21 protein-coding genes, 1 pseudogene and 1 riboswitch are annotated in these 22,218 nt (G+C 71.9%); of the genes and pseudogenes, 10 read left to right on the top strand and 12 right to left on the bottom strand.

The features are described 5' to 3' along the window. Positions 1 to 116: 116 nt before the first annotated feature. The gene (locus ACFVX6_RS15180; RefSeq protein ID WP_389691517.1) at positions 117 to 524 is read right to left on the bottom strand and encodes a cyclic nucleotide-binding/CBS domain-containing protein; all 408 of its coding nucleotides are present in this window, start codon (positions 522 to 524) and stop codon (positions 117 to 119) included. A gap of 208 nt (positions 525 to 732) precedes the next feature. Beyond that, on the bottom strand, positions 733 to 1,536 hold the full coding sequence (gene hisN / locus ACFVX6_RS15175) for a histidinol-phosphatase (RefSeq protein ID WP_389691506.1): 804 nt from the start codon (positions 1,534 to 1,536) through the stop codon (positions 733 to 735). A 133-nt stretch (positions 1,537 to 1,669) separates the two neighbouring features. Here hisN and ACFVX6_RS15170 point away from each other — a divergent pair, with 133 nt between their 5' ends. After that, positions 1,670 to 2,239 carry a TetR/AcrR family transcriptional regulator gene (locus ACFVX6_RS15170; protein ID WP_389691504.1) on the top strand — a complete coding sequence of 190 codons (570 nt, stop codon included), beginning with the start codon at positions 1,670 to 1,672 and terminating at the stop codon, positions 2,237 to 2,239. Here ACFVX6_RS15170 and ACFVX6_RS15165 read toward each other — a convergent pair. The 4 genes from ACFVX6_RS15165 to ACFVX6_RS15150 all read right to left on the bottom strand — a co-directional run bounded on the left by ACFVX6_RS15165 (position 2,205) and on the right by ACFVX6_RS15150 (position 5,845). Continuing rightward, entirely contained in the window at positions 2,205 to 2,528 is a 324-nt protein-coding gene (locus ACFVX6_RS15165) for a multidrug efflux SMR transporter (protein WP_365617591.1), read from the bottom strand. The two genes, ACFVX6_RS15170 and ACFVX6_RS15165, sit on opposite strands and share 35 nt — an antisense overlap. Before the next feature lie 136 nt (positions 2,529 to 2,664). Beyond that, positions 2,665 to 3,675 (bottom strand): ribosome small subunit-dependent GTPase A, encoded by a 1,011-nt coding sequence (gene rsgA, locus ACFVX6_RS15160; protein WP_389691502.1) that lies wholly within the window; start codon positions 3,673 to 3,675, stop codon positions 2,665 to 2,667. An 8-nt stretch (positions 3,676 to 3,683) separates the two neighbouring features. After that, positions 3,684 to 5,045, bottom strand: coding sequence for a 3-phosphoshikimate 1-carboxyvinyltransferase (gene aroA, locus ACFVX6_RS15155; protein ID WP_389691500.1), 1,362 nt, complete (start codon positions 5,043 to 5,045; stop codon positions 3,684 to 3,686). An 86-nt stretch (positions 5,046 to 5,131) separates the two neighbouring features. After that, positions 5,132 to 5,845 (bottom strand): M50 family metallopeptidase, encoded by a 714-nt coding sequence (locus ACFVX6_RS15150; protein ID WP_389691498.1) that lies wholly within the window; start codon positions 5,843 to 5,845, stop codon positions 5,132 to 5,134. Positions 5,846 to 5,898: 53 nt separating this feature from the next. Here ACFVX6_RS15150 and ACFVX6_RS15145 point away from each other — a divergent pair, with 53 nt between their 5' ends. The 8 genes and pseudogenes from ACFVX6_RS15145 (at position 5,899) to def (ending at position 13,754) form a co-directional block, all read left to right on the top strand. Then, on the top strand, positions 5,899 to 6,714 hold the full coding sequence (locus ACFVX6_RS15145) for an SOS response-associated peptidase (protein ID WP_389691496.1): 816 nt from the start codon (positions 5,899 to 5,901) through the stop codon (positions 6,712 to 6,714). A gap of 140 nt (positions 6,715 to 6,854) precedes the next feature. Continuing rightward, the gene (locus ACFVX6_RS15140; RefSeq protein WP_389691494.1) at positions 6,855 to 7,526 is read left to right on the top strand and encodes an alpha/beta family hydrolase; all 672 of its coding nucleotides are present in this window, start codon (positions 6,855 to 6,857) and stop codon (positions 7,524 to 7,526) included. Between the two features lie 290 nt (positions 7,527 to 7,816). Continuing rightward, the gene (locus ACFVX6_RS15135; protein ID WP_008741505.1) at positions 7,817 to 8,461 is read left to right on the top strand and encodes a sigma-70 family RNA polymerase sigma factor; all 645 of its coding nucleotides are present in this window, start codon (positions 7,817 to 7,819) and stop codon (positions 8,459 to 8,461) included. Then, positions 8,458 to 8,796: a mycothiol system anti-sigma-R factor gene (gene rsrA / locus ACFVX6_RS15130; protein ID WP_389691492.1), complete on the top strand. Its 339-nt coding sequence runs from the start codon at positions 8,458 to 8,460 to the stop codon at positions 8,794 to 8,796. The genes ACFVX6_RS15135 and rsrA overlap by 4 nt, the downstream gene beginning before the upstream one ends. A gap of 229 nt (positions 8,797 to 9,025) precedes the next feature. Then, positions 9,026 to 10,393 (top strand): annotated as a pseudogene (locus ACFVX6_RS15125) (HD-GYP domain-containing protein); the annotation flags it as partial. A gap of 275 nt (positions 10,394 to 10,668) precedes the next feature. Next, entirely contained in the window at positions 10,669 to 11,928 is a 1,260-nt protein-coding gene (locus tag ACFVX6_RS15120; RefSeq protein WP_389691490.1) for an HD-GYP domain-containing protein, read from the top strand. A gap of 117 nt (positions 11,929 to 12,045) precedes the next feature. Beyond that, a complete protein-coding gene (locus tag ACFVX6_RS15115; RefSeq protein ID WP_389691488.1) occupies positions 12,046 to 13,053 on the top strand; it encodes a tetratricopeptide repeat protein in 1,008 nt (335 codons plus the stop codon). Between the two features lie 65 nt (positions 13,054 to 13,118). Next, complete coding sequence (def, locus tag ACFVX6_RS15110) at positions 13,119 to 13,754, top strand: peptide deformylase (RefSeq protein WP_389691486.1); 636 nt, start codon at positions 13,119 to 13,121, stop codon at positions 13,752 to 13,754. 257 nt (positions 13,755 to 14,011) lie between these two features. Here the strand turns inward: def and ACFVX6_RS15105 are convergent, their stop codons facing one another. Then, positions 14,012 to 14,992 (bottom strand): helix-turn-helix domain-containing protein, encoded by a 981-nt coding sequence (locus tag ACFVX6_RS15105; protein WP_389691484.1) that lies wholly within the window; start codon positions 14,990 to 14,992, stop codon positions 14,012 to 14,014. Positions 14,993 to 15,073: 81 nt separating this feature from the next. On the opposite strand from ACFVX6_RS15105, the gene ACFVX6_RS15100 reads away from it, so the two are divergent. Continuing rightward, positions 15,074 to 15,316, top strand: a complete 243-nt coding sequence (locus tag ACFVX6_RS15100) for a hypothetical protein (RefSeq protein ID WP_389691482.1) — start codon at positions 15,074 to 15,076, stop codon at positions 15,314 to 15,316. On the opposite strand, the gene ACFVX6_RS15095 is transcribed toward ACFVX6_RS15100, so the two are convergent. From ACFVX6_RS15095 to ACFVX6_RS15075, 5 genes are all read right to left on the bottom strand, one after another. Beyond that, positions 15,313 to 16,332, bottom strand: a complete 1,020-nt coding sequence (locus ACFVX6_RS15095; RefSeq protein WP_389691480.1) for a ribonucleotide-diphosphate reductase subunit beta — start codon at positions 16,330 to 16,332, stop codon at positions 15,313 to 15,315. The two genes, ACFVX6_RS15100 and ACFVX6_RS15095, sit on opposite strands and share 4 nt — an antisense overlap. After that, positions 16,332 to 18,734 (bottom strand): ribonucleoside-diphosphate reductase subunit alpha, encoded by a 2,403-nt coding sequence (locus ACFVX6_RS15090; RefSeq protein ID WP_389691478.1) that lies wholly within the window; start codon positions 18,732 to 18,734, stop codon positions 16,332 to 16,334. The genes ACFVX6_RS15095 and ACFVX6_RS15090 overlap by 1 nt, the downstream gene beginning before the upstream one ends. Before the next feature lie 181 nt (positions 18,735 to 18,915). Further along, a riboswitch (cobalamin riboswitch) is annotated at positions 18,916 to 18,998 on the bottom strand. Positions 18,999 to 19,089: 91 nt separating this feature from the next. Then, on the bottom strand, positions 19,090 to 19,587 hold the full coding sequence (locus tag ACFVX6_RS15085; RefSeq protein ID WP_389691476.1) for a GNAT family N-acetyltransferase: 498 nt from the start codon (positions 19,585 to 19,587) through the stop codon (positions 19,090 to 19,092). A gap of 112 nt (positions 19,588 to 19,699) precedes the next feature. After that, positions 19,700 to 19,897, bottom strand: coding sequence for a CstA-like transporter-associated (seleno)protein (locus ACFVX6_RS15080; protein WP_389691474.1), 198 nt, complete (start codon positions 19,895 to 19,897; stop codon positions 19,700 to 19,702). Then, positions 19,894 to 22,056 carry a carbon starvation CstA family protein gene (locus tag ACFVX6_RS15075; RefSeq protein WP_389691515.1) on the bottom strand — a complete coding sequence of 721 codons (2,163 nt, stop codon included), beginning with the start codon at positions 22,054 to 22,056 and terminating at the stop codon, positions 19,894 to 19,896. The genes ACFVX6_RS15080 and ACFVX6_RS15075 overlap by 4 nt, the downstream gene beginning before the upstream one ends. Positions 22,057 to 22,218 lie beyond the last annotated feature (162 nt).

Below are 22,218 nucleotides of genomic sequence, written 5' to 3'. Positions count from 1 at the left end.
GTCCGCCCTGTTGTGGCCCCCGGCGCCCCCCCCCCCCGCCCCCTCCGCCCCCCTTGCCGCCCGCCGCCGCGGGCCCGGCCCCCCCCCTGGGGGGGGCGCCGGCCCGTCGGCCGTTCCTACGCGGGGACGGAGGCGGGCACTGTAGTGCGCCGCGCCGGGGCCCAGCAGCGGATCACATCGCGTACGGACACGATGCCCACCGGGCCGCCGTGCTCCAGGACGATCAGATGACGGAAGCCGCCGTGGGCCATCGCCTCGGCGGCTTCCTGCACGGTGGCCTCCGGGGTGCAGAAGACCACGTTGTTGGTGGTGTGCGCGCCCACGGACTCCCGGTCGGGATCGTGGCCCGCGCCGATCGAGTTGAGGATGTCGCGCTCGGTCAGGATGCCGATGCCGCTGTGTTCGGGGTCGAGGACGACGGCGGCGCCGACGCGCCGGCCGGACATCAGGCAGGCTGCCTGTCGCAGGGTGTGAGTGGGTCCGAGGGTGAGGATCACGGTGCTCATGGCGTCGCGGACGAGCATGAAGAGAGCCACCTCCTGGTGAGTCCCTCCGCTTGGGTGGGGTGCGCGAGAAAGGGCCGCACTTAGAGAAGTCCTTCACAAGCGCACAAGCGGAGGAGTCTCAGATTCCCACGCACACGCAGTGCCAGCAAGGAGGCGCGTAAGGGTCGCATTCGGCACGTACGGGCGCAGGCCACCGCCGCGGCGGCGCGCGCCCGTCCCGTGGGCGTCAGCCGCGCGGGCGCAGCAGGTCCAGCATCTCCGCGTGCAGCAGCCCGTTCGAGGCCGCCGCGTTGCCGCCGTGTACGCCCTCCACCCCGTCCAGAGCGGTGAAACGGCCGCCGGCCTCTTCCACCACGACCGCCAGGGCCGCCATGTCCCACAGGTTCAGCTCCGGCTCGGCGCACAGGTCGAGCGAGCCCTCGGCGACCATCATGTACGGCCAGAAATCGCCGTAGCCCCGCGTACGCCAGCACGCGCGGGTCAGATCCAGGAAGCCGGGCAGCCGCCCCTGCTCCTCCCAGCCGCTCAGCGAGGAGTAGGCGAAGGAGGCGTCGCCCAGGGTGGCGACCTTGGAGACGCCGAGCGCGGTGGTCTCGCCGAGCGCGCCCCCCGTGTAGGCGCCCCGACCGCGCGCCGCCCACCAGCGGCGGCCCAGTGCCGGCGCGGACACCACGCCGACGACGGGACGGAAGGCGCCGTCGGCCTGCTCCTCCATGAGCGAGATCAGCGTCGCCCACACCGGAACGCCGCGCACGTAGTTCTTCGTACCGTCGATCGGGTCCACGACCCAGCGGCGCGGGCCGTCGCCCTTGAGTCCGTACTCCTCGCCCAGGATGGCGTCGTCGGGCCGCGCGGCGGAGATCCCGGCCCGGATGATCTCCTCGGTGGCGGTGTCGGCCTCGCTCACCGGGGTCATGTCGGGCTTGGTCTCGACCTTGAGGTCGAGGGCGCGGAACCGCTCCATCGTGGCGGCGTCCGCCGCGTCGGCGAGTTCGAGGGCAAGGCGCAGGTCATCGTCATACTCGGGCATGCCAGAACCCTACCGAGACGGCCGGGCCGAGGGGGCGGGCGTCCACGGTGCGGCACGGGCACCCTTGACAGGATCTGTCGGTCCGTCAACTCTGGCGGAGACGTCGACCGGAGGCGTCGAAGGGGAGGCGACGGTGCCCACGGCCCGGGAGTCCTTGCTCGAAGCGGCGGGAGCGGCGCTCGCGGCGCGCCCGTGGCCGGCCGTGCGGATGATCGACGTGGCGGCCGCCGCCGGGGTCTCGCGGCAGACCCTCTACAACGAGTTCGCGGGCAAGACGGGCCTGGGCCACGCACTGGTCCGGCGCGACGCGGCCTGGTACCTCGACGGGGTGGACCGGGCCCTGTCCTCCTCGGGTGCTCCGGCCGAGCGGCTGGCGGCGGTCGTGGAGTGGACCGTCCGCGCGGGCCGTGAGCGCCCCCTCGTACGGGCCCTGCTGACGGGGTGCTGGAACGGCAACTTACCCGTCCCGGCCGGCCGCGGGGTCCGGCCGGGGCTGCCCGCGCTGGGGCCCGCCGAGCTGATCCGCGAGGTCCGCGAGCGGGCCCATGCCGTGTTCGGGGCGCAGGAGGGGGCGCAGCGGTGCGAGCTCGCCGTGCGGCTCGCGCTGTCCTACCTGGTCGCTCCGGCCGAGCCGCCGGGGCCGGGCCGGGCCGGGCTGCTCAGGCTGCTCAGTGGGACGATCCCGAGAGCTGGAGCCCGATGACGCCGAGGATCACCAGCGAGATCGAGACGAGCTTGAGGGTGGAGACCAGATCTCCGAGGAAGATCATTCCGTAGATCGCGGTACCGGCCGCCCCGATGCCGGTCCACACCGCGTAGGCCGGTCCCACGTCCAGCTTCTTCAGGGCCAGTGTCAGCAGACCGAAGCTGCCGAGCGCGAAGCACGCGAAGGCGATGGTCGGCCACAACCGGGTGAAGCCGTGCGACAGCTTGAGGCAGACCGCGAACCCCGTTTCCAGGATCCCGGCGACCACGACCAGCAGCCACGCCATGGCGCATGCCTCCCCGCGTCATGTGACGCGCTCTCGGGCCCGGCCCGAGCGTCACTTGGTGCGATTATGCATTTACCAGACATCGGTGACGGCAAACCCCGCCGGTCCTTCACCCTTCGATCGGTTGCCCGCCCGATCAGTCGCCCTCGCGGCGCTCCCGCGTCTGCAGCAGCCGTCGCAGCGAGTACAGCCGCGCCGGATCCGCGTGGCCGTCCTCCACCCACTTGTCGAGCGCGCAGTCCGGCTCGTCGTGGCTGCACGCACGCGGGCACTGCTCCGTGCCCGGCACCAGCTCCGGGAAGGCCAGGATGACCCGGGACGGGTCCACGTGGTGCAGGCCGAAGGACCGTACGCCCGGGGTGTCGATGACCCAGCCGTCCCCGCCCGGCAGTGGCAGCGCCAGCGCCGAGGTGGTGGTGTGCCGGCCCCGGCCGGTCACCGCGTTGACCACGCCGGTCGCGCGCTGGCGGCCCTCGGCGACCAGCGAGTTCACCAGGGTGGTCTTGCCGACGCCCGAGTGGCCGACGAAGGCGGTGATCCGGCCGTTCAGGCGTTCGCGCACCCGTTCGGCCGCGTCGCCCGTCGCCAGTTCTTCGCGGTTGGTGACCACGTAGTTCAGGCCGAAGGTCGAATAGATCTCCAGGATCTTGTCCGCGGAGGTCAGGTCGGACTTCGTGAGGACCAGCAGCGGTTCCAGCCCGGCGTCGTACGCGGCCACCAGACAGCGGTCGATCATCCGGGGGCGCGGTTCGGGATCGGCCAGCGCCGTCACGATGGCGAGCTGGTCGGCGTTGGCGACGACGACGCGCTCGTACGGGTCGTCGTCGTCGGCCGTGCGCCGCAGGACGGACTTGCGCGCCTCGATCCGCACGATGCGGGCGAGGGTGTCCTTCTTGCCGGACAGGTCACCGACGATCCAGACCCGGTCCCCGACCACCGCCGCCTTGCGGCCCAGCTCGCGGGCCTTCATCGCGTGCACCGGACGGTCCTCGACCAGGCAGGTGAGCCGGCCGCGGTCCACGGTGAGGACGAAGCCCTCGGCCGCGTCCTCGTGCTTGGGGCGGATGGTGGTACGCGGCCGGTTGCCCTTGGGGTTGGGCCGCTGGGGGATGTCGTCTTCGTCGGTGTGCTTCCCGTACCTGCGCATGACCGGCCCTACGCTCCCACGCCTGCCGGAGCCGCTTCGGCCCGGGCGAGCATGTCCGCCCACATCTTCGGGAAGTCCGGCAGCGTCTTCGCGGTCGTCGCCACGTTCTCGATGAGCACGCCCTCCACCGCCAGGCCGATCACCGCGCCGGCCGTGGCCATCCGGTGGTCGTCGTACGTGTGGAAGGTGCCGCCGTGCAGCGCGCGCGGCCGGATCCGCAGACCGTCCGCGGTCTCCGTGACATCGCCGCCCAGCCCGTTGATCTCCTTGGTGAGCGCCGCCAGCCGGTCCGTCTCGTGCAGCCGCAGGTGCGCGACCCCGCGCAGCACCGACTCCGAGTCGGCCAGCGCCGCGACCGCCGCGATGCCCGGGGTGAGCTCCCCGACCTCGCGCAGGTCCACGTCGATGCCGTGGATCTTGCCGGTGCCGGTGAAGACCAGGCCGGCGTCCGTCAGCTCGCAGGAGCCGCCCATCTCCGTGAAGATCCGGCGCAGCGCGTCACCGGGCTGCGTGGTGCGCCGCGGCCAGTCCGGGATGGTGACCGTGCCGCCGGTGATCAGGGCCGCAGCCATGAAGGGCTGCGCGTTGGAGAGGTCCGGCTCCACGACCAGGTCGCGGCCGAGCAGGGCGCCGGGGGCGACCCGCCAGACGTTCTTCTCGCCGCCGGACTCGGGGGTGTCGACCTGCGCGCCCGCCGCGCGCAGCATCTCCACCGTCATCCGGATGTGCGGCATGGACGGCAGGTTGGTGCCCACGTGCCGGACCTCGACGCCCTGGTTGAAGCGCGGGGCGGAGAGCAGCAGCGCGGAGACGAACTGTGAGGAGTTGCTCGCGTCGATCTCGACGGTCCCGCCCTCCAGGGCCCCGCCGCCCTGGACGGTCAGCGGCAGCGCCCCGCGGCCGTCGTCGTCGATGCGGGCGCCGAGCGTGCGCAGCGCCGTGATGACCTGGCCCAGGGGGCGCTCGTAGGAGCGCGGGTCCCCGTCGAAGCGGATGTCGCCGGAGGCGAGGGTGGCGACGGGCGGCAGGAAGCGCATGACCGTGCCCGCGTTGCCGACGTCGACCGTGGCCGGGCCGTGCAGCGCGGCCGGGATGACCCGCCAGGCCTCGCCGTTGTCGCCCTCGCCGGCGGAGCTGGAGGAGACCGTCTCCTCGATGCCGACGCCCAGCGCGCGCAGCGCGTCGGACATCAGCTGGGAGTCGCGCGAACGCAGCGGGCGGCGCACCCAGCCCGGCTCGGAGGCGAGCGAGGCGAGCACGAGGGCGCGGTTGGTGACCGATTTGGACCCGGGCACGGTGACGGTGGCCTGGACGGCGGTGTCGGCGAGCGGGGCGGGCCAGAGGGCGGGGAGCGCGGGGGTCTCGGTCATGGCCCCCACTTTAGTGGCTTCCCACGGCCGCAGATCTTGATCACCGGGGGAGTCTCGGCGGGCGGACGCCCGCCGGGCCGGGTCGGTCAGAGGGCCAGCAGCCAGCGGCCGCCGCCGATGAGCGAGCACAGCGCCACCACGTGGAAGAGCAGCAGCCACACCACCGGGTGCACGTGGGTGAGCCGTCCGAGCTGGTCCGCGTCGGAATCGGGCGCTCCGCCGTGCCGGCGCTTCGCGCCCAGCTCGAAGACGGGCCGGACGCCGCCGAGGAGCAGGAACCACACCACGGCGTACGCGAAGACCGCCTGTACGTCTGCGGGGGCCAGCCAGGAGACCAGTACGAAGGTGGCGCCCGTGACCAGCACCGTCAGCAGCCCGTACGCGTTGCGGATCATCACCAGCACCGCCAGCAGCAGGGCGGTCGCCGCCCACAGCAGCAGGGTGATCCGGTGCGCCGAGAGCAGGGCCGCCCCGCCGAGGCCGAGCAGGGAGGGCGCCGTGTATCCGGCGGTGGCGGTGAGGACCATGCCGAGGCCGGTGGGCTTGCCGCGGCTGACGGTGACCCCGCTGGTGTCCGAGTGCAGCCGGATCCCGTCCAGGCTGCGGCCCGTCAGCAGCGCCAGCAGTCCGTGACCGCCCTCGTGCGCGATGGTGATCGCGTTGCGCGAGAGTCGCCACACCGGCCGGGGGCCCACAGCGACGAGCGCCACCAGCCCCGTCGCGATCACCAGCCACTGGTCGGGCGCCGCCTGTATGCCGGTGAGCCGGTCCCACAGGCCGGCCGTGGTGCTCGTGTTCATGAGGTGGCGGACTCCTTGTGGTGGCGATCGGGTGACATGGCAGTGTGGCAGCCATGTGCGGAAGGTATGCAGCGAGTCGTGGGCCGGAGGAGCTGGCCGAGGTCTTCGGGGTGGAGCGGTGGGAGCCGGAGGAGACGCTGGCACCCGACTGGAACGTGGCTCCGACGAAAGAGGTCCACGTCGTCCTCGACCGTCCCCTGAAAGACGCTCCGAGTCCGCGTCCGGTTCGCCAGCTGAGGGTCCTGAAATGGGGGCTCGTCCCGTCCTGGGCGCAGAATCCCGACGGCGCCGCCCGGATGATCAACGCCCGGTCCGAGACCATCGCCGAGAAGCCGTCCTTCCGCCGCCCCTTCGCGCAGCGCCGCTGCATCATCCCGGCGGACGGCTACTACGAGTGGGTCACCGCCCACGACGAGCGGCAGCTCGAGGTCGAGGGCAAGAAGAAGCGGATGCGCAAGCAGCCCTACTTCGTCCTCCCCTCCGACGGCTCCGTCTTCGCCATGGCCGGGATATACGAGTTCTGGCGCGACCGGACCCTGCCCGACGAGCACCCGCTCGCCTGGTGGGCGACCTGCTCGGTGATCACGGCCGAGGCCGAGACCGGTCCGCTCGGCGTCGCACCCGCCGAGGGTCCGCGCTCGCTCGCCGACATCCACCCCCGGATGCCGCTGATGCTCACCCCGGACCGGTGGGACGCCTGGCTGGACCCGGCGCGGACCGACCCCGACGAGCTCCAGGCCCTGCTGGCCCCTCCGCCCGGCGGGCTGATGCGCGCCTATCCGGTGTCCACGGCCGCGAGCAACGTCCGCAACAACGGGCCCGAACTGCTGGAGGAACTGGAAGGGCCGGAGGAGGGCACGCTCTTCTGACGGCCCCGGCGTTCCGGACGGCCCGCCCCGGCGTTCCGGACGGTCCCGCCGCTCCGGACGGGCCCGGCCTTCCGGCTGGCTCCGGCTCCGTACGGCCCCGGCGTCACTCCGACGGCCGCCGCCGACGGCATGATCGGGGCATGAGCAGCACGCGCACCGAGCGCACCGAGATCATCGGCACCCCGGCGGGCGAGGCCCGCATCACCTGGCACCCGGCCCCGGCGGGCAAGGCCCGCCTGGTGCTCGCCCTGGGCCACGGAGCCGGCGGCGGGATCGAGGCCCGGGACCTCCAGGCCCTGGCCGCAGCCCTGCCCGCCCTGGGGATCACCGTGGCGCTCGCCGAACAGCCCTGGCGGGTCGCCGGGAAGAAGGTCGCCGCCGCGCCCAAGGTGCTGGACGCGGGCTGGAACGCCCTGTGGCCCGCCTTCGCGGAGCCCGGGCTGCCCGTCGTCGCGGGCGGCCGCAGCGCCGGGGCCCGGGTGGCCTGCCGGACCGCCGCGGAGCTGGGCGCGGCCGGGGTGCTCGCGCTGGCCTTCCCGCTGCACCCGCCGGGCCGGCCGGAGAAGTCCCGGGCCGAGGAGCTGCTGGGCGCCGGGCGGCCGGCGCTGGTGGTCCAGGGGGGCCGCGACGCCTTCGGGCGGCCGGAGGAGTTCCCGGCGCGGGGAGCGCGCGGAGCCTCGTACGAGCTGGTGGAAGTGGAGGGCGGGGACCACGGCTTCGCCGTGCCGAAGAAGACCGGTCCCACGCAGGAGGAGGCCCTGGCAGTGATCACCGGGGCGGTGGCCGAGTGGCTCGGGCGGCTCGCGGTGTGACCTACGCCCCGCTCCCGGGGTGGCTTTGGTCCGGAATCCGCGCCCTGCCGGGGAATGCGTCACCCAGGCCGTCTGTTGTCCCGGATGTCGGTACGCACAGGAACACGTCGGAGGAGAGGCAACGCATGACCCAGGTCATCAGCCAGAACCGTCCGCAGGCCGCTGACCTGGACTGGACAGTGCTGCCCGCGCCCAAGCGCGGCTCGGTTCGGGCGGCGGGCGACCGGGATGGTCGACTATTCTCCGATTCGAGCGGGTCCGCTTTCGGAGTCGCCACGCAGTCGGAGGAGGTGGGTCCTGTCGCTGGGACCGACGAAGGCCACGCGGAGGAGACGACCCCGGAGCGCAATGCGCGCTTCGAGAGGGACGCCCTCGGCTACCTCGACCAGATGTACTCGGCCGCCCTGCGCATGACGCGCAATCCGGCCGACGCCGAGGACCTGGTCCAGGAGACGTATGCGAAGGCATACGCGTCCTTCCACCAGTTCCGCGAGGGCACCAACCTGAAGGCGTGGCTGTACCGCATTCTGACCAACACCTTCATCAACTCGTACCGCAAGAAGCAGCGCGAACCCCAGCGCAGTGCGGCGGAGGAGATCGAGGACTGGCAGCTTGCGCGCGCCGAGTCGCACATGTCGACGGGCTTGCGTTCCGCCGAGTCGCAGGCTCTCGATCACCTGCCCGATTCCGATGTGAAGGAAGCGCTCCAGGCCATTCCGGAGGAGTTCCGCATCGCGGTCTATCTTGCCGACGTAGAGGGCTTTGCGTACAAGGAGATCGCGGACATCATGGGTACACCCATCGGTACGGTCATGTCGCGACTGCACCGTGGCCGCCGTCAACTCCGTGGAATGCTTGAGGACTACGCCCGTGAGCGCGGGCTCGTCCCGGCCGGCGCGGGAGAGTCGAACGACCTGAAAGGCTCGGGCTCATGAGCTGCGGAGATGCGCACGAGACGGAGTGCTCCGAGGTCCTGGACCACCTTTATGAGTTCCTGGACCAAGAGATGCCCGACAGCGACTGCACGAAGTTCGAGGCGCACTTCGGCGAGTGCAATCCCTGTCTGGAGAAGTACGGCCTGGAACAGGCCGTGAAGAAGCTGGTCAAGCGCTGCTGCGGATCGGACGACGTGCCGACCGATCTGCGCTCGAAGGTGATGGGACGGATCGAGCTCATCCGTTCGGGGCAGGCCGTGCCGGACCATGACATTACGGCCGCTCCACCCGAACCGGCCGTCGTCGAGCCGATGCCGGGATCAGCGGCGGGCTGAAAAAGTTGAAAACCGGCCATGTTCGCCGGTGGAGTAGTACCTGATTGAACAATCTTGAACAGCCGCCCCCGGAAGGGCACTTCCTTCACTCGAAGGTGGTAATCCGGGGGCGTCCGCATGGCGCAATGCAAAAATGTGGCCCACCTCGCTCCCGGGCCCACTTATTCTCCCCATTCGGTACTGGTTTGATTCGTACCTGACTTGCACGGCTCAGGGGGAGGAGAGCGCCATGCGGGTACTTCCGCCGTTGGCGCGCGCCTACGTCCTGTGCGCGGTCCTGGCCGCCTGCGCGTGCGTCGCCCCGGCCGTCACCGGTTCCGCCACCCCGTGGCCCTCCATCGGTCTGCTCTCCGTGCTCTACCTCGGCTGCGAACTCGTCAAGGTGTGCCCCCTCATGGGCCACCGGGTGCCCGAGGGACTCGGCTCCTTCTTCCCGGTGGTGCTCGCCTCCGTGTTCCTCCTGCCACCGGCCGCGGCGGCCCTCGTCGCACTGCCCGGCGGACTCGCCGGGACCGTGACGGCGCGGCCCGCATGGGTGCGGCGCATCTGGCACGGGGCGCAGCAGTCCATAGCCGCCTGGACCGCCGGGCAGGTCTACGGGCTGCTGGGCGGGCCCGGGCCGCTGGGCACGGGCTCCTTCGGCGGGACCGGGCCGCCGGGCCCGGAGGGTCCCGAGGGTCCGGCCGCCTGGGTCGCCGACTTCCCGTACGTGATGCTCCCCGCCGCCGCCGCGGCCGTCGTCTTCTGCTTGGTGCTGACCGCCCTCGACGGCTGCATCCTCGCCGCCGCCGAACGCCGCCCCGCCGCCACCGCCTGGCGGGGCCTCGCGACCCGGTCCCTCGCCCCGCACTGCGTGCACGGCCTCGCCGGGCTGATGATGGCCGTCATGTGGCGCAGCCCGTACGGACTCCCGGCCGCACTGCTCGTCCTGCTGCCCATGTACATCTCCTGCTGGGTCTTCGCCCAGTACCACCGCGAGCGCGCCGCCCACCAGGCCACCATCAGGGCGCTGGTCCAGGCCGTCGACATCAAGGACCGCTACACGCGCGGCCACAGCGAGCGGGTCGGGCAGGCCTCGGCGATGATCGCCCGCGAGCTGGGCATGGGCGAGGAACGCCTCGAAGTCGTCCGCATCGCCGGCATCCTCCACGACGTGGGCAAGCTCGGCGTCCCGACCCGGCTGCTGCGCAAGGACGGACCGCTGACCCCCGAAGAGCGCAGGATCATCGAACTTCACCCCGAGTACGGACACGAGATGGTGCGCGGCATCGGCTTCCTGGGGGAGGCCCGCGCGGCGATCCTGCACCACCACGAGCGGGTGGACGGCTCCGGCTACCCGTACGGGCTGACCGGGGAACAGATCCCGGTGCTCGCCCGGGTCGTGGCGGTCGCCGACGCCTTCGACGCGATGACCTCGACCCGGTCGTACAGCAGGGCCCGGCCGGTGCGGGTCGCCCTGGCCGAGCTGGAACGCTGCGCGGGGGCCCAGTTCGACCCGGACATGGTGCGGGCGCTGGTCGACGCGATCGGCCGCCAGGGCTGGCATCCGAAGGTGACCTCGGACGACGACCTCCAGGTGATCCCGGCCGGCGCCGGCGAGCCACAGTTCCGGGAAGGGGCCGCCGCCGGGGCGCAGGGGGCCCTGCGCGAGGCCGTGCCCGCCGGCGCGGCGTTGACCGGACTGCCCGCCCAGGCCGCCCCGGCCGGAGCCCCGTCCCAGGCCCGCGGGACCGCGAGCGGCCCGATCCCGGCCGCCGCGGCCGGGGACCCCTGCCACTGCGTGCCGGGGCCCGCCGCCGAGCCCGGAGCGGCCGGCAAGGAGGCGCCCGGAACCCCAGGCCCCCCGTCCGCCCCCGCCACGGGAGCCAACGCGTGAGGGGCTGGGCCGTCGGCACCGTCCGCGGGGCCGCCGGGGTGCTGACCGCGGCCGCGCTCGGGCACACCGTCTGGAACGGCCTGGTCGAGCCGGGCAACGCCCTCGCCTTCGGCGCCCTGATCACCATCGGCGAGCTCGCCCGCCGGGACAGCGGCGACGCCGCCCGCCAGCAGCCCGCGCCGCTCGGATCCGCCGGGGCGCTCGCGTACGCCCTGCTCGGGCAGAACGCCGGAGCCCCCACCCACCACGGGGTCCTGCAGATCGTCGCCGTCGTGGTCACGGCCGCGCTCCTCGGGATCGTCCCGCACATCGCCCGGGGCCGCGGACCCGCCCTCGACCACCTGGCCCGCCGCGTCCTCACCGTCACCTTCGCCGCCGTCTGCTTCCAGCCGCTCTACAACTCCGGGCAGCTGGAGCGCTGGGCCGGCCAGGGCCCGTACCTCGTGCTCTTCCTGGTCTTCGTCCTCGGGCTCACGGCCCTGTGCGACGCCGTCCTCGGCGCCGCCCTCGCCGGGGCCCGGACCGGCTGGCCGTTCGTCCCCCTGCTCCGCGACGAGCTCCGCGCCCAGCTGGGCATCGGCTCCGCGATCTGCGCCACGGGCGTGGTCATGGCCCTCGGGGTCGCCGTCGCCGGTCTGTGGGCGGTGCCCGTCTTCAGCGTGCCGCTGCTCCTGACCCAGATGTCCTTCCACCGGATCACCGCCATCCGCACCACCTACCGCCAGACCATCACCTCCCTCGCCCGCGCCACCGAGATCGCCGGCTACACCCGGCCCGGCCACTCCCGCCGGGTCGCCGCGCTCAGCTGCGCCGTGGGCCGGGAGCTGGGCCTCTCGGAGCGGGAGATCACGGTGCTCGAGTACGCCGCCCTCATGCACGACATCGGGCAGCTCTCCCTCGTCGACCCGGTCCCGGCCGGGGCCACCGCCGAGCTGCCCGAGGCCGAGGCCCGCCGGATCGCCGGTCTCGGCGGCGAGGTGGCCCGCCAGACGGGGGTCCCGGCCGAGGTCGCGGTGGTCGTCGAGCTGCAGGCGGACCCGTACCGCGACCAGCCCGTCGCCGCCCGGATCGTGCGCACGGTCAACGCGTACGACGATCTCGCCGGCGGGGCCCGTCACCCGGGCGGCTCATTGGAGGCCCTGGAGCGGCTGCGCCTGGGGACCGGGCACGACTACCAGCCGGAAGTCGTGGAGTGTCTCGCCAGGGTGCTCGCCCGGGGCGGACGTGCCAGAGTCGTACCCGTCCCGCCTGGGTAACCCATGGGTAATGAGCGGCCGTCCGAGTGGGCATGGTTGGATGCCAGTGAGAGTGTTCCCAGCAGGAATGTTCGCAGCAGGAGTGTCCCGAGCAAGAGTGTCCGGCAGGCGGGAATCGTGAGGATCTTCGGGAAGGTACGGCATCGGCCCTCCGCCTCGTGGCGGCAGGCCACCGACCGCGCGTTCACGCTGATCGGCGACGGTCGGTACGAGGACGCGGGCGCGCTGCTGACCAGAGCGGCGGACCTGGAACCCTGGCTGTCCGAGTCCTGGTTCAACCTGGCGCTGCTCCACAAGTTCCGCCACGACTGGGAGCAGGCGCGGGCCGCCGGGCTGCGCGCCGTGGCCCTGCTCGACCGGGAGACCGGCGCCCCGGACTGGTGGAACGTAGGCATCGCCGCGACCGCCCTGCAGGACTGGCCGCTGGCCCGGCGCGCCTGGCAGGCGTACGGGCTGAAAGTGCCCGGAGACCCGCACGGCGCGGCCGGCAGCGGTCACCCCCACGGCGAACCGGTCGGCATGGAGCTCGGGAGCGCGGCCGTGCGGCTGTCGCCCGAGGGCGAGGCAGAGGTGGTCTGGGGCCGCAGGCTGGACCCGGCCCGCATGGAGGTCCTGTCGATCCCGCTGCCCTCCTCGGGGCGGCGCTGGGGCGAGGTGGTCCTGCACGACGGGGTCCCGCACGGCGAGCGCGTCACCGCGGCCGGGCCCTCGTACCCCGTCTTCGACGAGATCGAGCTGTGGGCACCCTCTCCGGTGCCCACCTGGGTGGTGCTCCTGGAGGCGGCCACCGAGGCCGACCGCAACGCCCTTGAGCAGCTGGCCTCCGACGCCGGCTTCGCCGCCGAGGACTGGTCCTCCTCGGTGCGGCTGCTGTGCCGGACCTGCTCGGAGAGCGCCATGCCGAGCGGCGAGGGCGACGGCGAGCACCTGGACCCGCACGACCACAGCGAACCGGGTCACCCCGGCCCGCTGGGTCACCGTACGGCCGGGTCCGGATCGCTGTGGGTGCCCGAGCGGGAGTGCGGGATCGCGGCGCCGGCGGGCCTGGTGCGCGGGCTGCTCGACGGCTGGGTCGCGGACAGTCCGGACAGCCGGGAGTGGCGGGATCTCGAAGAGGTCTGCTGAGCCGGGGCCGTAGTCTGTACCGGCACATCGGTGACTGGTGGACTTACGGAAGGCGTACGGCGGACATGGCGCAGCAGGAGAACGACGTTGTCGAGAGCGTGAACGACGGGTACGTCGTCGACACCGAGGACTGTGAGGCGCGCGAGCTCGCCCACCGCGAGCGCGGCACCGCCCGCCCGATCACGGTGGTCGGCAACCCGGTCCTGCACCGGGAGTGCAAGGACGTCACCGAGTTCGGCGACGAGCTGGCGCAGCTGATCGACGACATGTTCGCCAGCCAGAAGGCCGCCGAGGGCGTGGGCCTCGCCGCGAACCAGATCGGCGTCGACGCCAAGGTCTTCGTCTACGACTGCCCGGACGACGACGGCAACCGTCACACGGGCGTGGTGATCAACCCGAAGCTCGTCGAGCTGCCGGCCGCCGCCCGCATCCTCGACGACTCGAACGAGGGCTGTCTGTCGGTCCCGACCGCCTACGCCTCGCTGGCCCGCCCGGACTACGCCGAGGTGACCGGCCAGGACGCGCAGGGCAACCCGATCAAGGTGCGGGGCACCGGCTACTTCGCGCGCTGCCTCCAGCACGAGACCGACCACCTGTACGGCTACCTGTACATCGACCGGCTCTCGAAGCGGGACCGCAAGGACGCGCTGCGGCAGATGGAAGAGGGCACCCCGCGCTACGAGACGGTTCCGAACGCGTAGCCGCACCCTCCCGTACGCGAAAGGCGCCCCGCTCCGGTCAGGAGCGGGGCGCCTTTCGCTTGCCGCGGCTCGGCGCGGCACGGCGGGGCGCTAGTCCCAGCCGAGGTCGCTCGGGTCGGCCGTGGCCGGGTGCCGGCCGACGGTCCGGATGGCGCGAGTCATGGGAACCCCCCTGTCGTATGTGAACCACCAAACCGTAGGGCGAAAACGATCAAGAAGGGGGAAGTTCTCGATCAGCTGAGGGACTCGGCCGGACGTCAGGCCGCGGACGGGCCCCGGAACGTGCGGCGGAAGGCGTTCGGGGTGGTGTTCAGCGTCCGCAGGAAGTGGTGGCGCAGGGCGGCCGCGGTACCGAAGCCGCAGCGGCCCGCGATCGCGTCCACGGTCTCGTCGGTGGCCTCCAGCAGCTCCTGAGCCAGCAGAACCCGCTGGCGCAGCACCCACTGGTACGGGGTGGTCCCCGTCTCCTGGAGGAAGCGGCGGGCGAAGGTCCGCGCGGACATGTGGGCCCGCTCCGCGAGCTGCTCGACCGTGATCTCCTCCTCCAGGTGGCGGGCCATCCAGCCGATCACCTCGCCCACCGTGTCGCAGGAGGTGCGGGGCAGCGGACGCTGGATGTACTGCGCCTGCCCGCCGTCCCGGTGCGGCGGTACGACCATCCGCCGGGCGATGGTGTTGGCCACCTCGGCGCCCTGCTCCTGCCGGACCAGGTGCAGGCACGCATCGATCCCGGAGGCGGTACCGGCCGAGGTGATGACCGGGCCCTCGTCCACGTAGAGCACGTCCGGGTCGACCCTGGCCCGCGGGAAGCGGCGTGCCAGGGCCGGGGCGTGCATCCAGTGCGTGGTGCAGCGCCGGTCGTCCAGCAGCCCGGCCGCGCCCAGCATGAAGGCCCCGCTGCACACGCTCAGCACCCGTGCGCCCCGGTCCACGGCCCGCCGCAGGGCTTCGAGGAGCGGCTCCGGGTACACGCGGGTGGGGGCCTCGCGGTCGGCGGGCAGGCAGATCAGGTCCGCCTCCTCCAGCCGCTCGGGTCCGTGGGGGAGCGTGAGGCTGTAGTGGCCGTCGCCCACGGTGATCGGGTTCTCCTCCATCGCGCAGACGGCGAAGTCGTAGGTCGGCAGGCCCATGGCGCTGCGGTCGACCCCGAAGACCTCGCAGAAGATGCCCATCTCGAAGGGGGTGACCCCGTTCACCACGGCCACGGCCACGTTGTTGAGGGAGGAAGGCTTCAGCATGACTCCAGTGTGGCAGTAATTCGCTCTTTCATGACAGTCCTGCCACTGTCCCGTTTCGGCCGCGGTGGCGAGAGTGGAGTCATGAACACGTTCCTCGACTACCTCGTCGTCCTGACCGTCGCCGCCGTCCTGCTGGGCCCCTCCCTCTACTGGGCCGCGCGCGAGCGCCGCCTGGACCGGCAGATCCGTGCGGCCGAGCAGCGCGCGCAGGTCCCGCGGGAGCGGCGACACCCGCAACGGCGAAGCGCCCCCGCCCTGCGACTCGGCGGACCGAGCCGGTCTCCCCATGGGCGGGGGCGCCGACACCACGTGACGGAGGCCTAGAAGTCCTCGTCCAGGTCGACCGTGCCCTCGACCGCGACCTGGTAGGCCGACGGGCGGCGCTCGAAGAAGTTCGTCAGCTCCTGGACGCCCTGGAGCTCCATGAAGGAGAACGGGTTCTGCGAGCCGTAGACCGGCGGGAAGCCGAGGCGGACCAGGCGCTGGTCCGCGACGCACTCCAGGTACTCGCGCATCGACTCGGTGTTCATGCCCGGCAGGCCGTCACCGCAGAGGTCGCGGCCGAACTGCAGCTCAGCCTCGACGGCCTCCTTCAGCATGTCGACGACCTGCTGCTGGAGCGCGTCGTCGAAGAGCTCGGGCTCCTCCTTGCGGACCGTGTCCACGACCTCGAAGGCGAAGTTCATGTGCATGGTCTCGTCGCGGAACACCCAGTTGGTGCCCGTCGCCAGGCCGTGCAGCAGGCCGCGGGAGCGGAACCAGTAGACGTACGCGAAGGCGCCGTAGAAGAACAGGCCCTCGATGCACGCGGCGAAGCAGATCAGGTTCAGCAGGAAGCGGCGGCGGTCGGCGGCCGTCTCCAGGCGGTCGATCTTCTCCACCGAGTCCATCCAGCGGAAGCAGAACTGCGCCTTCTCGCGGATCGACGGGATCTCCTCGACCGCGTCGAAGGCGGCCGCGCGGTCGTCCGGGTCGGGCAGGTAGGTGTCGAGCAGCGTCAGGTAGAACTGGACGTGCACGGCCTCCTCGAAGAGCTGGCGCGACAGGTACAGGCGCGCCTCCGGGGAGTTGATGTGCTTGTACAGGGTCAGCACGAGGTTGTTCGAGACGATCGAGTCGCCCGTCGCGAAGAAGGCGACCAGACGGCCGATCATGTGCTGCTCGGAGGGCGTCAGCTTCGCGAGGTCGGCGACGTCCGAGTGGAGGTCGACCTCCTCCACCGTCCAGGTGTTCTTGATCGCGTCCCGATAGCGCTCGTAGAAGTCCGGGTAGCGCATGGGGCGGAGCGTGAGCTCGAAGCCCGGGTCCAGGAGGTTCTTGGTGGACTGGGTGGTGCTCATTACTGGCAGGCCTCGCAGGACTCGGGGTTCTCAAGGGAGCAGGCCAGCGCGTCGGCGTCGACGGCCTGCGGGAGCGGGGTGGCGGCGGCCGGGACGGCGGAGCCGGACGCGGCGCGGGCGATCTTCGTCGCCGGGCGCGAGCGCAGGTAGTACGTGGTCTTCAGGCCCTGCTTCCAGGCGTACGCGTACATCGAGCTGAGCTTGCCGATGGTGGGCGTCTCCAGGAACAGGTTCAGCGACTGGGACTGGTCGAGGAACGGCGTACGGGCCGCCGCCATGTCGATCAGGGCGCGCTGCGGGATCTCCCACGCCGTGCGGTACAGGTCGCGCACCTCCGCCGGGATCCAGCCGAAGCCCTGGACCGAGCCGGAGGACTCGCGCAGCGCCTCGCGGGTCTGGGCGTCCCAGACGCCGAGCCGCTTGAGCTCCTGCACCAGGTAGCCGTTGACCTGGAGGAACTCACCGCTCAGGGTCTCGCGCTTGAAGAGGTTGGAGACCTGCGGCTCGATGCACTCGTACACGCCCGCGATGGAGGCGATGGTCGCCGTCGGGGCGATGGCGAGGAGCAGGGAGTTGCGCATGCCGGTCGCGGCGACCCGGGCGCGCAGCGCGTCCCAGCGCTCCGGCCAGTTCAGCTCGACGTTGTAGTGGTCGGGGTGCAGGACGCCGCGGGCCGTGCGGGTCTGCTCCCACGCGGGCAGCGGGCCGCTGCGCTCGGCCAGGTCGCAGGAGGCCTCGTACGCCGCGAGCATGATGCGCTCGGAGAGCTTCGTGGACAGGGCCTTCGCCTCGGGGGAGTCGAAGGGCAGGTTCAGCTGGAAGAAGACGTCCTGGAGGCCCATCGCGCCCAGGCCCACCGGACGCCAGCGGGCGTTGGAGCGGCCGGCCTGCTCGGTCGGGTAGAAGTTGATGTCCACGACGCGGTCGAGGAAGGTGACCGCGGTGCGGACGGTCTCGTCCAGGCGCTCCCAGTCGATGTCGCCGTCGACGTCGCCCGTCCCGGGCAGGACGAAGGCGCCGAGGTTGACCGAGCCGAGGTTGCAGACGGCCGTTTCGCCGTCGTTGGTGACCTCGATGATCTCGGTGCAGAGGTTCGAGGAGTGGACGACGGTGCCCGGCTCGGCGGTCTGGTTCGCCGTGCGGTTGGAGGCGTCCTTGAAGGTCATCCAGCCCTGGCCGGTCTGCGCGAGGGTGCGCATCATCCGGCCGTACAGGTCGCGGGCGGGCATGCTCTTGCGGGCCAGGCCCGACTCCTCGGCCTTGCGGTAGGCGGCGTCGAACTCGTCGCCCCACAGGTCGACCAGCTCGGGGACGTCGGCGGGGGAGAACAGCGACCAGTCGGCGTCGGCGTTCACGCGGCGCATGAACTCGTCCGGCACCCAGTGGGCCAGGTTCAGGTTGTGGGTGCGGCGCTGGTCCTCGCCGGTGTTGTCGCGGAGCTCCAGGAACTCCTCGATGTCCGCGTGCCAGGTCTCCAGGTAGACCGCGGCGGCGCCCTTGCGGCGGCCGCCCTGGTTCACGGCGGCGACGGAGGCGTCGAGGGTCTTCAGGAACGGCACGATGCCGTTGGAGTGGCCGTTCGTACCGCGGATCAGCGAACCGCGGGCGCGGATGCGGGAGTACGAGAGGCCGATGCCGCCGGCGTGCTTGGAGAGGCGCGCGACCTGGTGGTAGCGGTCGTAGATCGAGTCCAGCTCGTCCAGCGGGGAGTCCAGCAGGTAGCAGGAGGACATCTGCGGGTGGCGGGTGCCGGAGTTGAAGAGGGTGGGGGAGGAGGGCAGGTAGTCGAGGCGGCTCATCAGCCGGTACAGCGAGGCCACTTCCTCGACGGCCTGGACGCTCTCGTTCTCGGCGAGGCCGCAGGCCACACGCAGCATGAAGTACTGGGGGGTCTCGATGACCTGGCGGGTGATCGGGTGCCGCAGCAGGTAGCGGCTGTGCAGGGTGCGCAGGCCGAAGAAGCCGAAGCGGTCGTCGGCGCCCTCGGCGAGCGCGTGCTCGACCAGCGCGTCGAGCCGGTTCGCGTGCAGGCGTACGAAGTCCGCGGTGCGGTCGGCGATGAGCCCCTCGCGGTGGCCGACCTCGATGGAGCCGGAGAAGGAGCCGGAGCCCTGGCCCGCGGCCTCGTCGCGGACGGCCAGCGTCAGCAGGCGGGCGGCGAGCCGGGAGTACGCCGGGTCCTCGGAGATCAGCCCGGCGGCCGCCTCGGTGGCGAGCGTACGGAGCTCCGCCTCGTCGGCGGCGGCGCTGCGGCCGCGCAGCGCGGCGGCGGCGACCCGGCCGGGGTCGGTGTCGGGCAGGTCGGCGGTCAGCTCGGTGAGCGTGCGCAGGAGCGCGGCCCCCGGACCCTCATAGGCGGACGGGTCGGACTCGGCGCGCGGTGCGGAAGGCGCGATGGTCACGGGGGGAGCTCTCCCTCGCTCGGCTCCGGGAACACCGTTGGTGCGGGGCGCGAGGGGGCGCACGTGGGGGAGCGCGTGCCTGGCAGGGCAGTGCGCGTGCACCACGTGGCGTCCACCGGCCCAACCGCGGGGCCCGGACGTGTCTGCACCCGGATCGGTCGAGCCGGGCGCACTGTCGACAGGTCCTCGGACTTGCGGATGCGCCGAGCGGGTCGGTGCATTTCATACCGTTGCGGGACAGTTCCGGATTCTCACCGGATTCCCCTGCGACGACAGCGAGCATGAGCATACATGTGGGGGCCGGTGCTTGCGGTAGCCCCCACATGTTGTGTCGCTCCTCGCGGGCGGTGCACCGCTAGAGCTCCAGGCGGTAGGTGAGCAGGGGCAGCCCCGGAACCGGGTACCAGTCGCGCTCGGGCGTCCGTACGAAGCCCAGCCGGTCATAGATCCGGTGCGCGCCGAGCATCTTTTCCGTGGTCGACAGCACCAGGTGGCTCACACCCTCCAGCTCCCGGGCGCGGCTCACGCAGGCCCGTACGAGGGCCTCGCCCGCGCCGCGTCCGCGTGCCGCCGGGGAGACGGCCAGCATCCGGAACTCCGCCTCGCCGGGGCCCGCGATATCGCACAGCGGGCTGCCGGGAGGGGCGAAGGTCACACCGCCGAGCAGCGTGCCCTCGTACTCCGCGACGAGCACCTCGCCGTCGGGTGCCCGGCCGGGAACGTCGCGCAGCCTGCTCAGGTAGGGGTCGTCCTCGGCGAAGTCGAGCAGTCCGTCGTCGAGGTACGCCCGTGCGGTGATTTCGCCGAGCTCTTCGTATTCGGCGGCCGCCGCCGTCCTGATGATGATGTCCATGCCACCGAGTGTGCGACAGGAGGGGCAGGACGCGGAAAAGGGCCGCCGCGTACCCGCCGGGACGGCGGAGACGGGGCGGCCCTTTCGGCCCGCTGAGTCGGCGGCAGCCGGTTCAGCAGCAGCGGAACCCTTCGCGCGGGTCGCCCTCGCGGGCGTCCGTGCGGGCCCGTTCGAAGGCCCGGCGCGACTGGACCACCGCGTCCGGGTCGTGCGTACGGGTGTGGGCCACGTAGCGGTCGTAGGCCGCCTCGCCCGAGAACTCCCGTACGAAGAACCGGGCCCGGCCCAGCGCGTGGCGCAGGCGCGTCACGCGGGTTCCCGTACGGAGTCCTTCGCGCGGCCCCCGCCCGAGTCGAGGCCGGCGGCGGCGAGTTCCGCCCGCTCCTCGGCGGTCGGGATCAGACCGGCCGGGGCGACGAGCTTGGACTCGGTCCACGGGACCTCGGCCAGGGTGACCGACTCGGGCTTGCGGATGGCCCCCAGGCAGGTCCGGGCGGCGTCCACGAGCACGATGATGATCAGCAGGGCGAAGAACACCGACAGGACGCCGTCCACGGTGGCGTTGGTGACCACGGTGTGCATCTCGTCCATGTTCTTGGCGGGCTTGAGGACCTTGCCCGCCTCGATCCCGTCCTGGTAGACGTCCCGCTGCGCGAAGAAGCCGATCTTCGGGTTGTCGGAGAAGATCTTCTGGTAGCTGGCGGTGAGCGTGACGGCCAGGTCCCAGGCCAGCGGAACTCCCGTCACCCAGGCCCACTTGAGTCGGCCGGACTTGATCAGCAGGGTGGTGCAGACGGCCAGGGCGACCGCCGCGAGCAGCTGGTTCGCGATGCCGAACAGCGGGAAGAGCTGGTTGATGCCGCCCAGCGGGTCCTTGACGCCGACCCACAGGAAGTAGCCCCAGCCGCCGACGACGACCGCGCTGGCGAACCAGACGCCCGGCTTCCAGCTGACGTCCTTGAAGGACTTGTGCACGTTGCCGAGGGTGTCCTGGAGCATGAAGCGGCCCACGCGGGTGCCGGCGTCCACGGTCGTCAGGATGAAGAGGGCCTCGAACATGATCGCGAAGTGGTACCAGAACGCCTTCATCGAGGCGCCGCCGATCACGGCCGAGAAGATCTCCGACATTCCGAGTGCGAAGGTCGGAGCGCCGCCCGTACGGGACAGCAGGCTGGTCTCCTCCACGTCCTTCGCGGCCTGGGTGAGGGCCTCGGGGGAGATGGCGAAGCCGAAGTTCGTCACGGCCTGCGAGGCCGTCTCGACGGTGGCGCCGACGACCCCGCCGGGGGAGTTGATGGCGAAGTACAGGCCCGGGTCGATGATGCAGGCCGCGATGATCGCCATGATGGCGACGAAGGACTCGGTCAGCATCGCGCCGTAGCCGATGACCCTGACCTGGGTCTCCTTCTGGATCATCTTCGGGGTGGTGCCCGAGGAGACCAGGGAGTGGAAGCCGGACAGGGCCCCGCAGGCGATGGTGATGAAGACGAACGGGAACATCGAACCGGCGAAGACCGGGCCGTCGCCGCGGGAGGCGAAGTCGGTGACCGCGGGCATCTTCAGCGTCGGCATGGCGATGACCACGCCCACGGCGAGCAGCCCGATGGTGCCCACCTTCATGAAGGTGGAGAGGTAGTCGCGCGGGGCGAGCAGCATCCACACCGGCAGGACGGACGCCACGAACCCGTAGGCGATCATCCAGAGGACCAGCGTCTCCTTCTCCAGCGTGAAGGTGTCGGCCAGCGAGGACTCGGCGACCCAGCCGCCCGCGACGATGGCGAGCAGCAGCAGCGCCACACCGACGACGGAGACCTCGGTGACCCGGCCCGGGCGCAGGACGCGCAGGTAGAAGCCCATGAAGAGGGCGATCGGGATGGTCATGCCGATGGAGAAGACGCCCCACGGGGAGTGCGCCAGCGCGTTGACGATGACCAGGGCCAGCACGGCCAGCAGGATGATCATGATGGCGAAGACGCCGATCAGTGCGGCGGCGCCGCCGACCGGGCCGATCTCGTCCCGGGCCATCTGGCCGAGCGAACGGCCGTTGCGCCGGGTGGAGAAGAAGAGCGTGACCATGTCCTGGACGGCGCCCGCGAAGATCACGCCGACGACGATCCAGATCGTGCCGGGCAGGTAGCCCATCTGCGAGGCGAGGACGGGACCCACGAGCGGTCCGGCGCCGGCGATGGCGGCGAAGTGGTGGCCGAAAAGCACCCTTCGGTCGGTCGGGTGGAAGTCGACACCGTTGTCAAGGCGTTCGGCGGGGGTGGCGCGGGTCTTGTCCACCTTCAGTACGCGGTTCGCGATGAAGCGCGCGTAGAAGCGGTAGCCGATCGCGTACGAGCCCAGGGCGGCGGCGAGCAGCCAGGCGGCCGAGATCTCCTCGCCGCGCGAGAGCGCCAGCACGCCCCAGCCGATGGCCCCCACGAGGCCGACCAGCACCCACACGGCCACGGCCTTGGGGGACATGCCCCCTGATGGAGAAGGCGAGTCCGGCGTGGTGCCCGGACTCGCCGCGTCCCGTACCGCCCGTGCGGCTTCCGGTTCCGGTTCCGTCATGATCCGTCGTCCCCTCGTTGATCATCTGCGTAAGCGCAGGGAATCTACGGGGGACCGCCCGCTGGACGTAAG

This window comes from Streptomyces sp. NPDC058289, from assembly GCF_042880975.1.
GTDB classification, from domain to species: Bacteria; Actinomycetota; Actinomycetes; order Streptomycetales; family Streptomycetaceae; genus Streptomyces; species Streptomyces stoeckheimensis.
The sequence above is the reverse complement of the archived record's forward strand: the minus strand, read 5'-3'. Positions and strand labels throughout refer to the sequence as shown.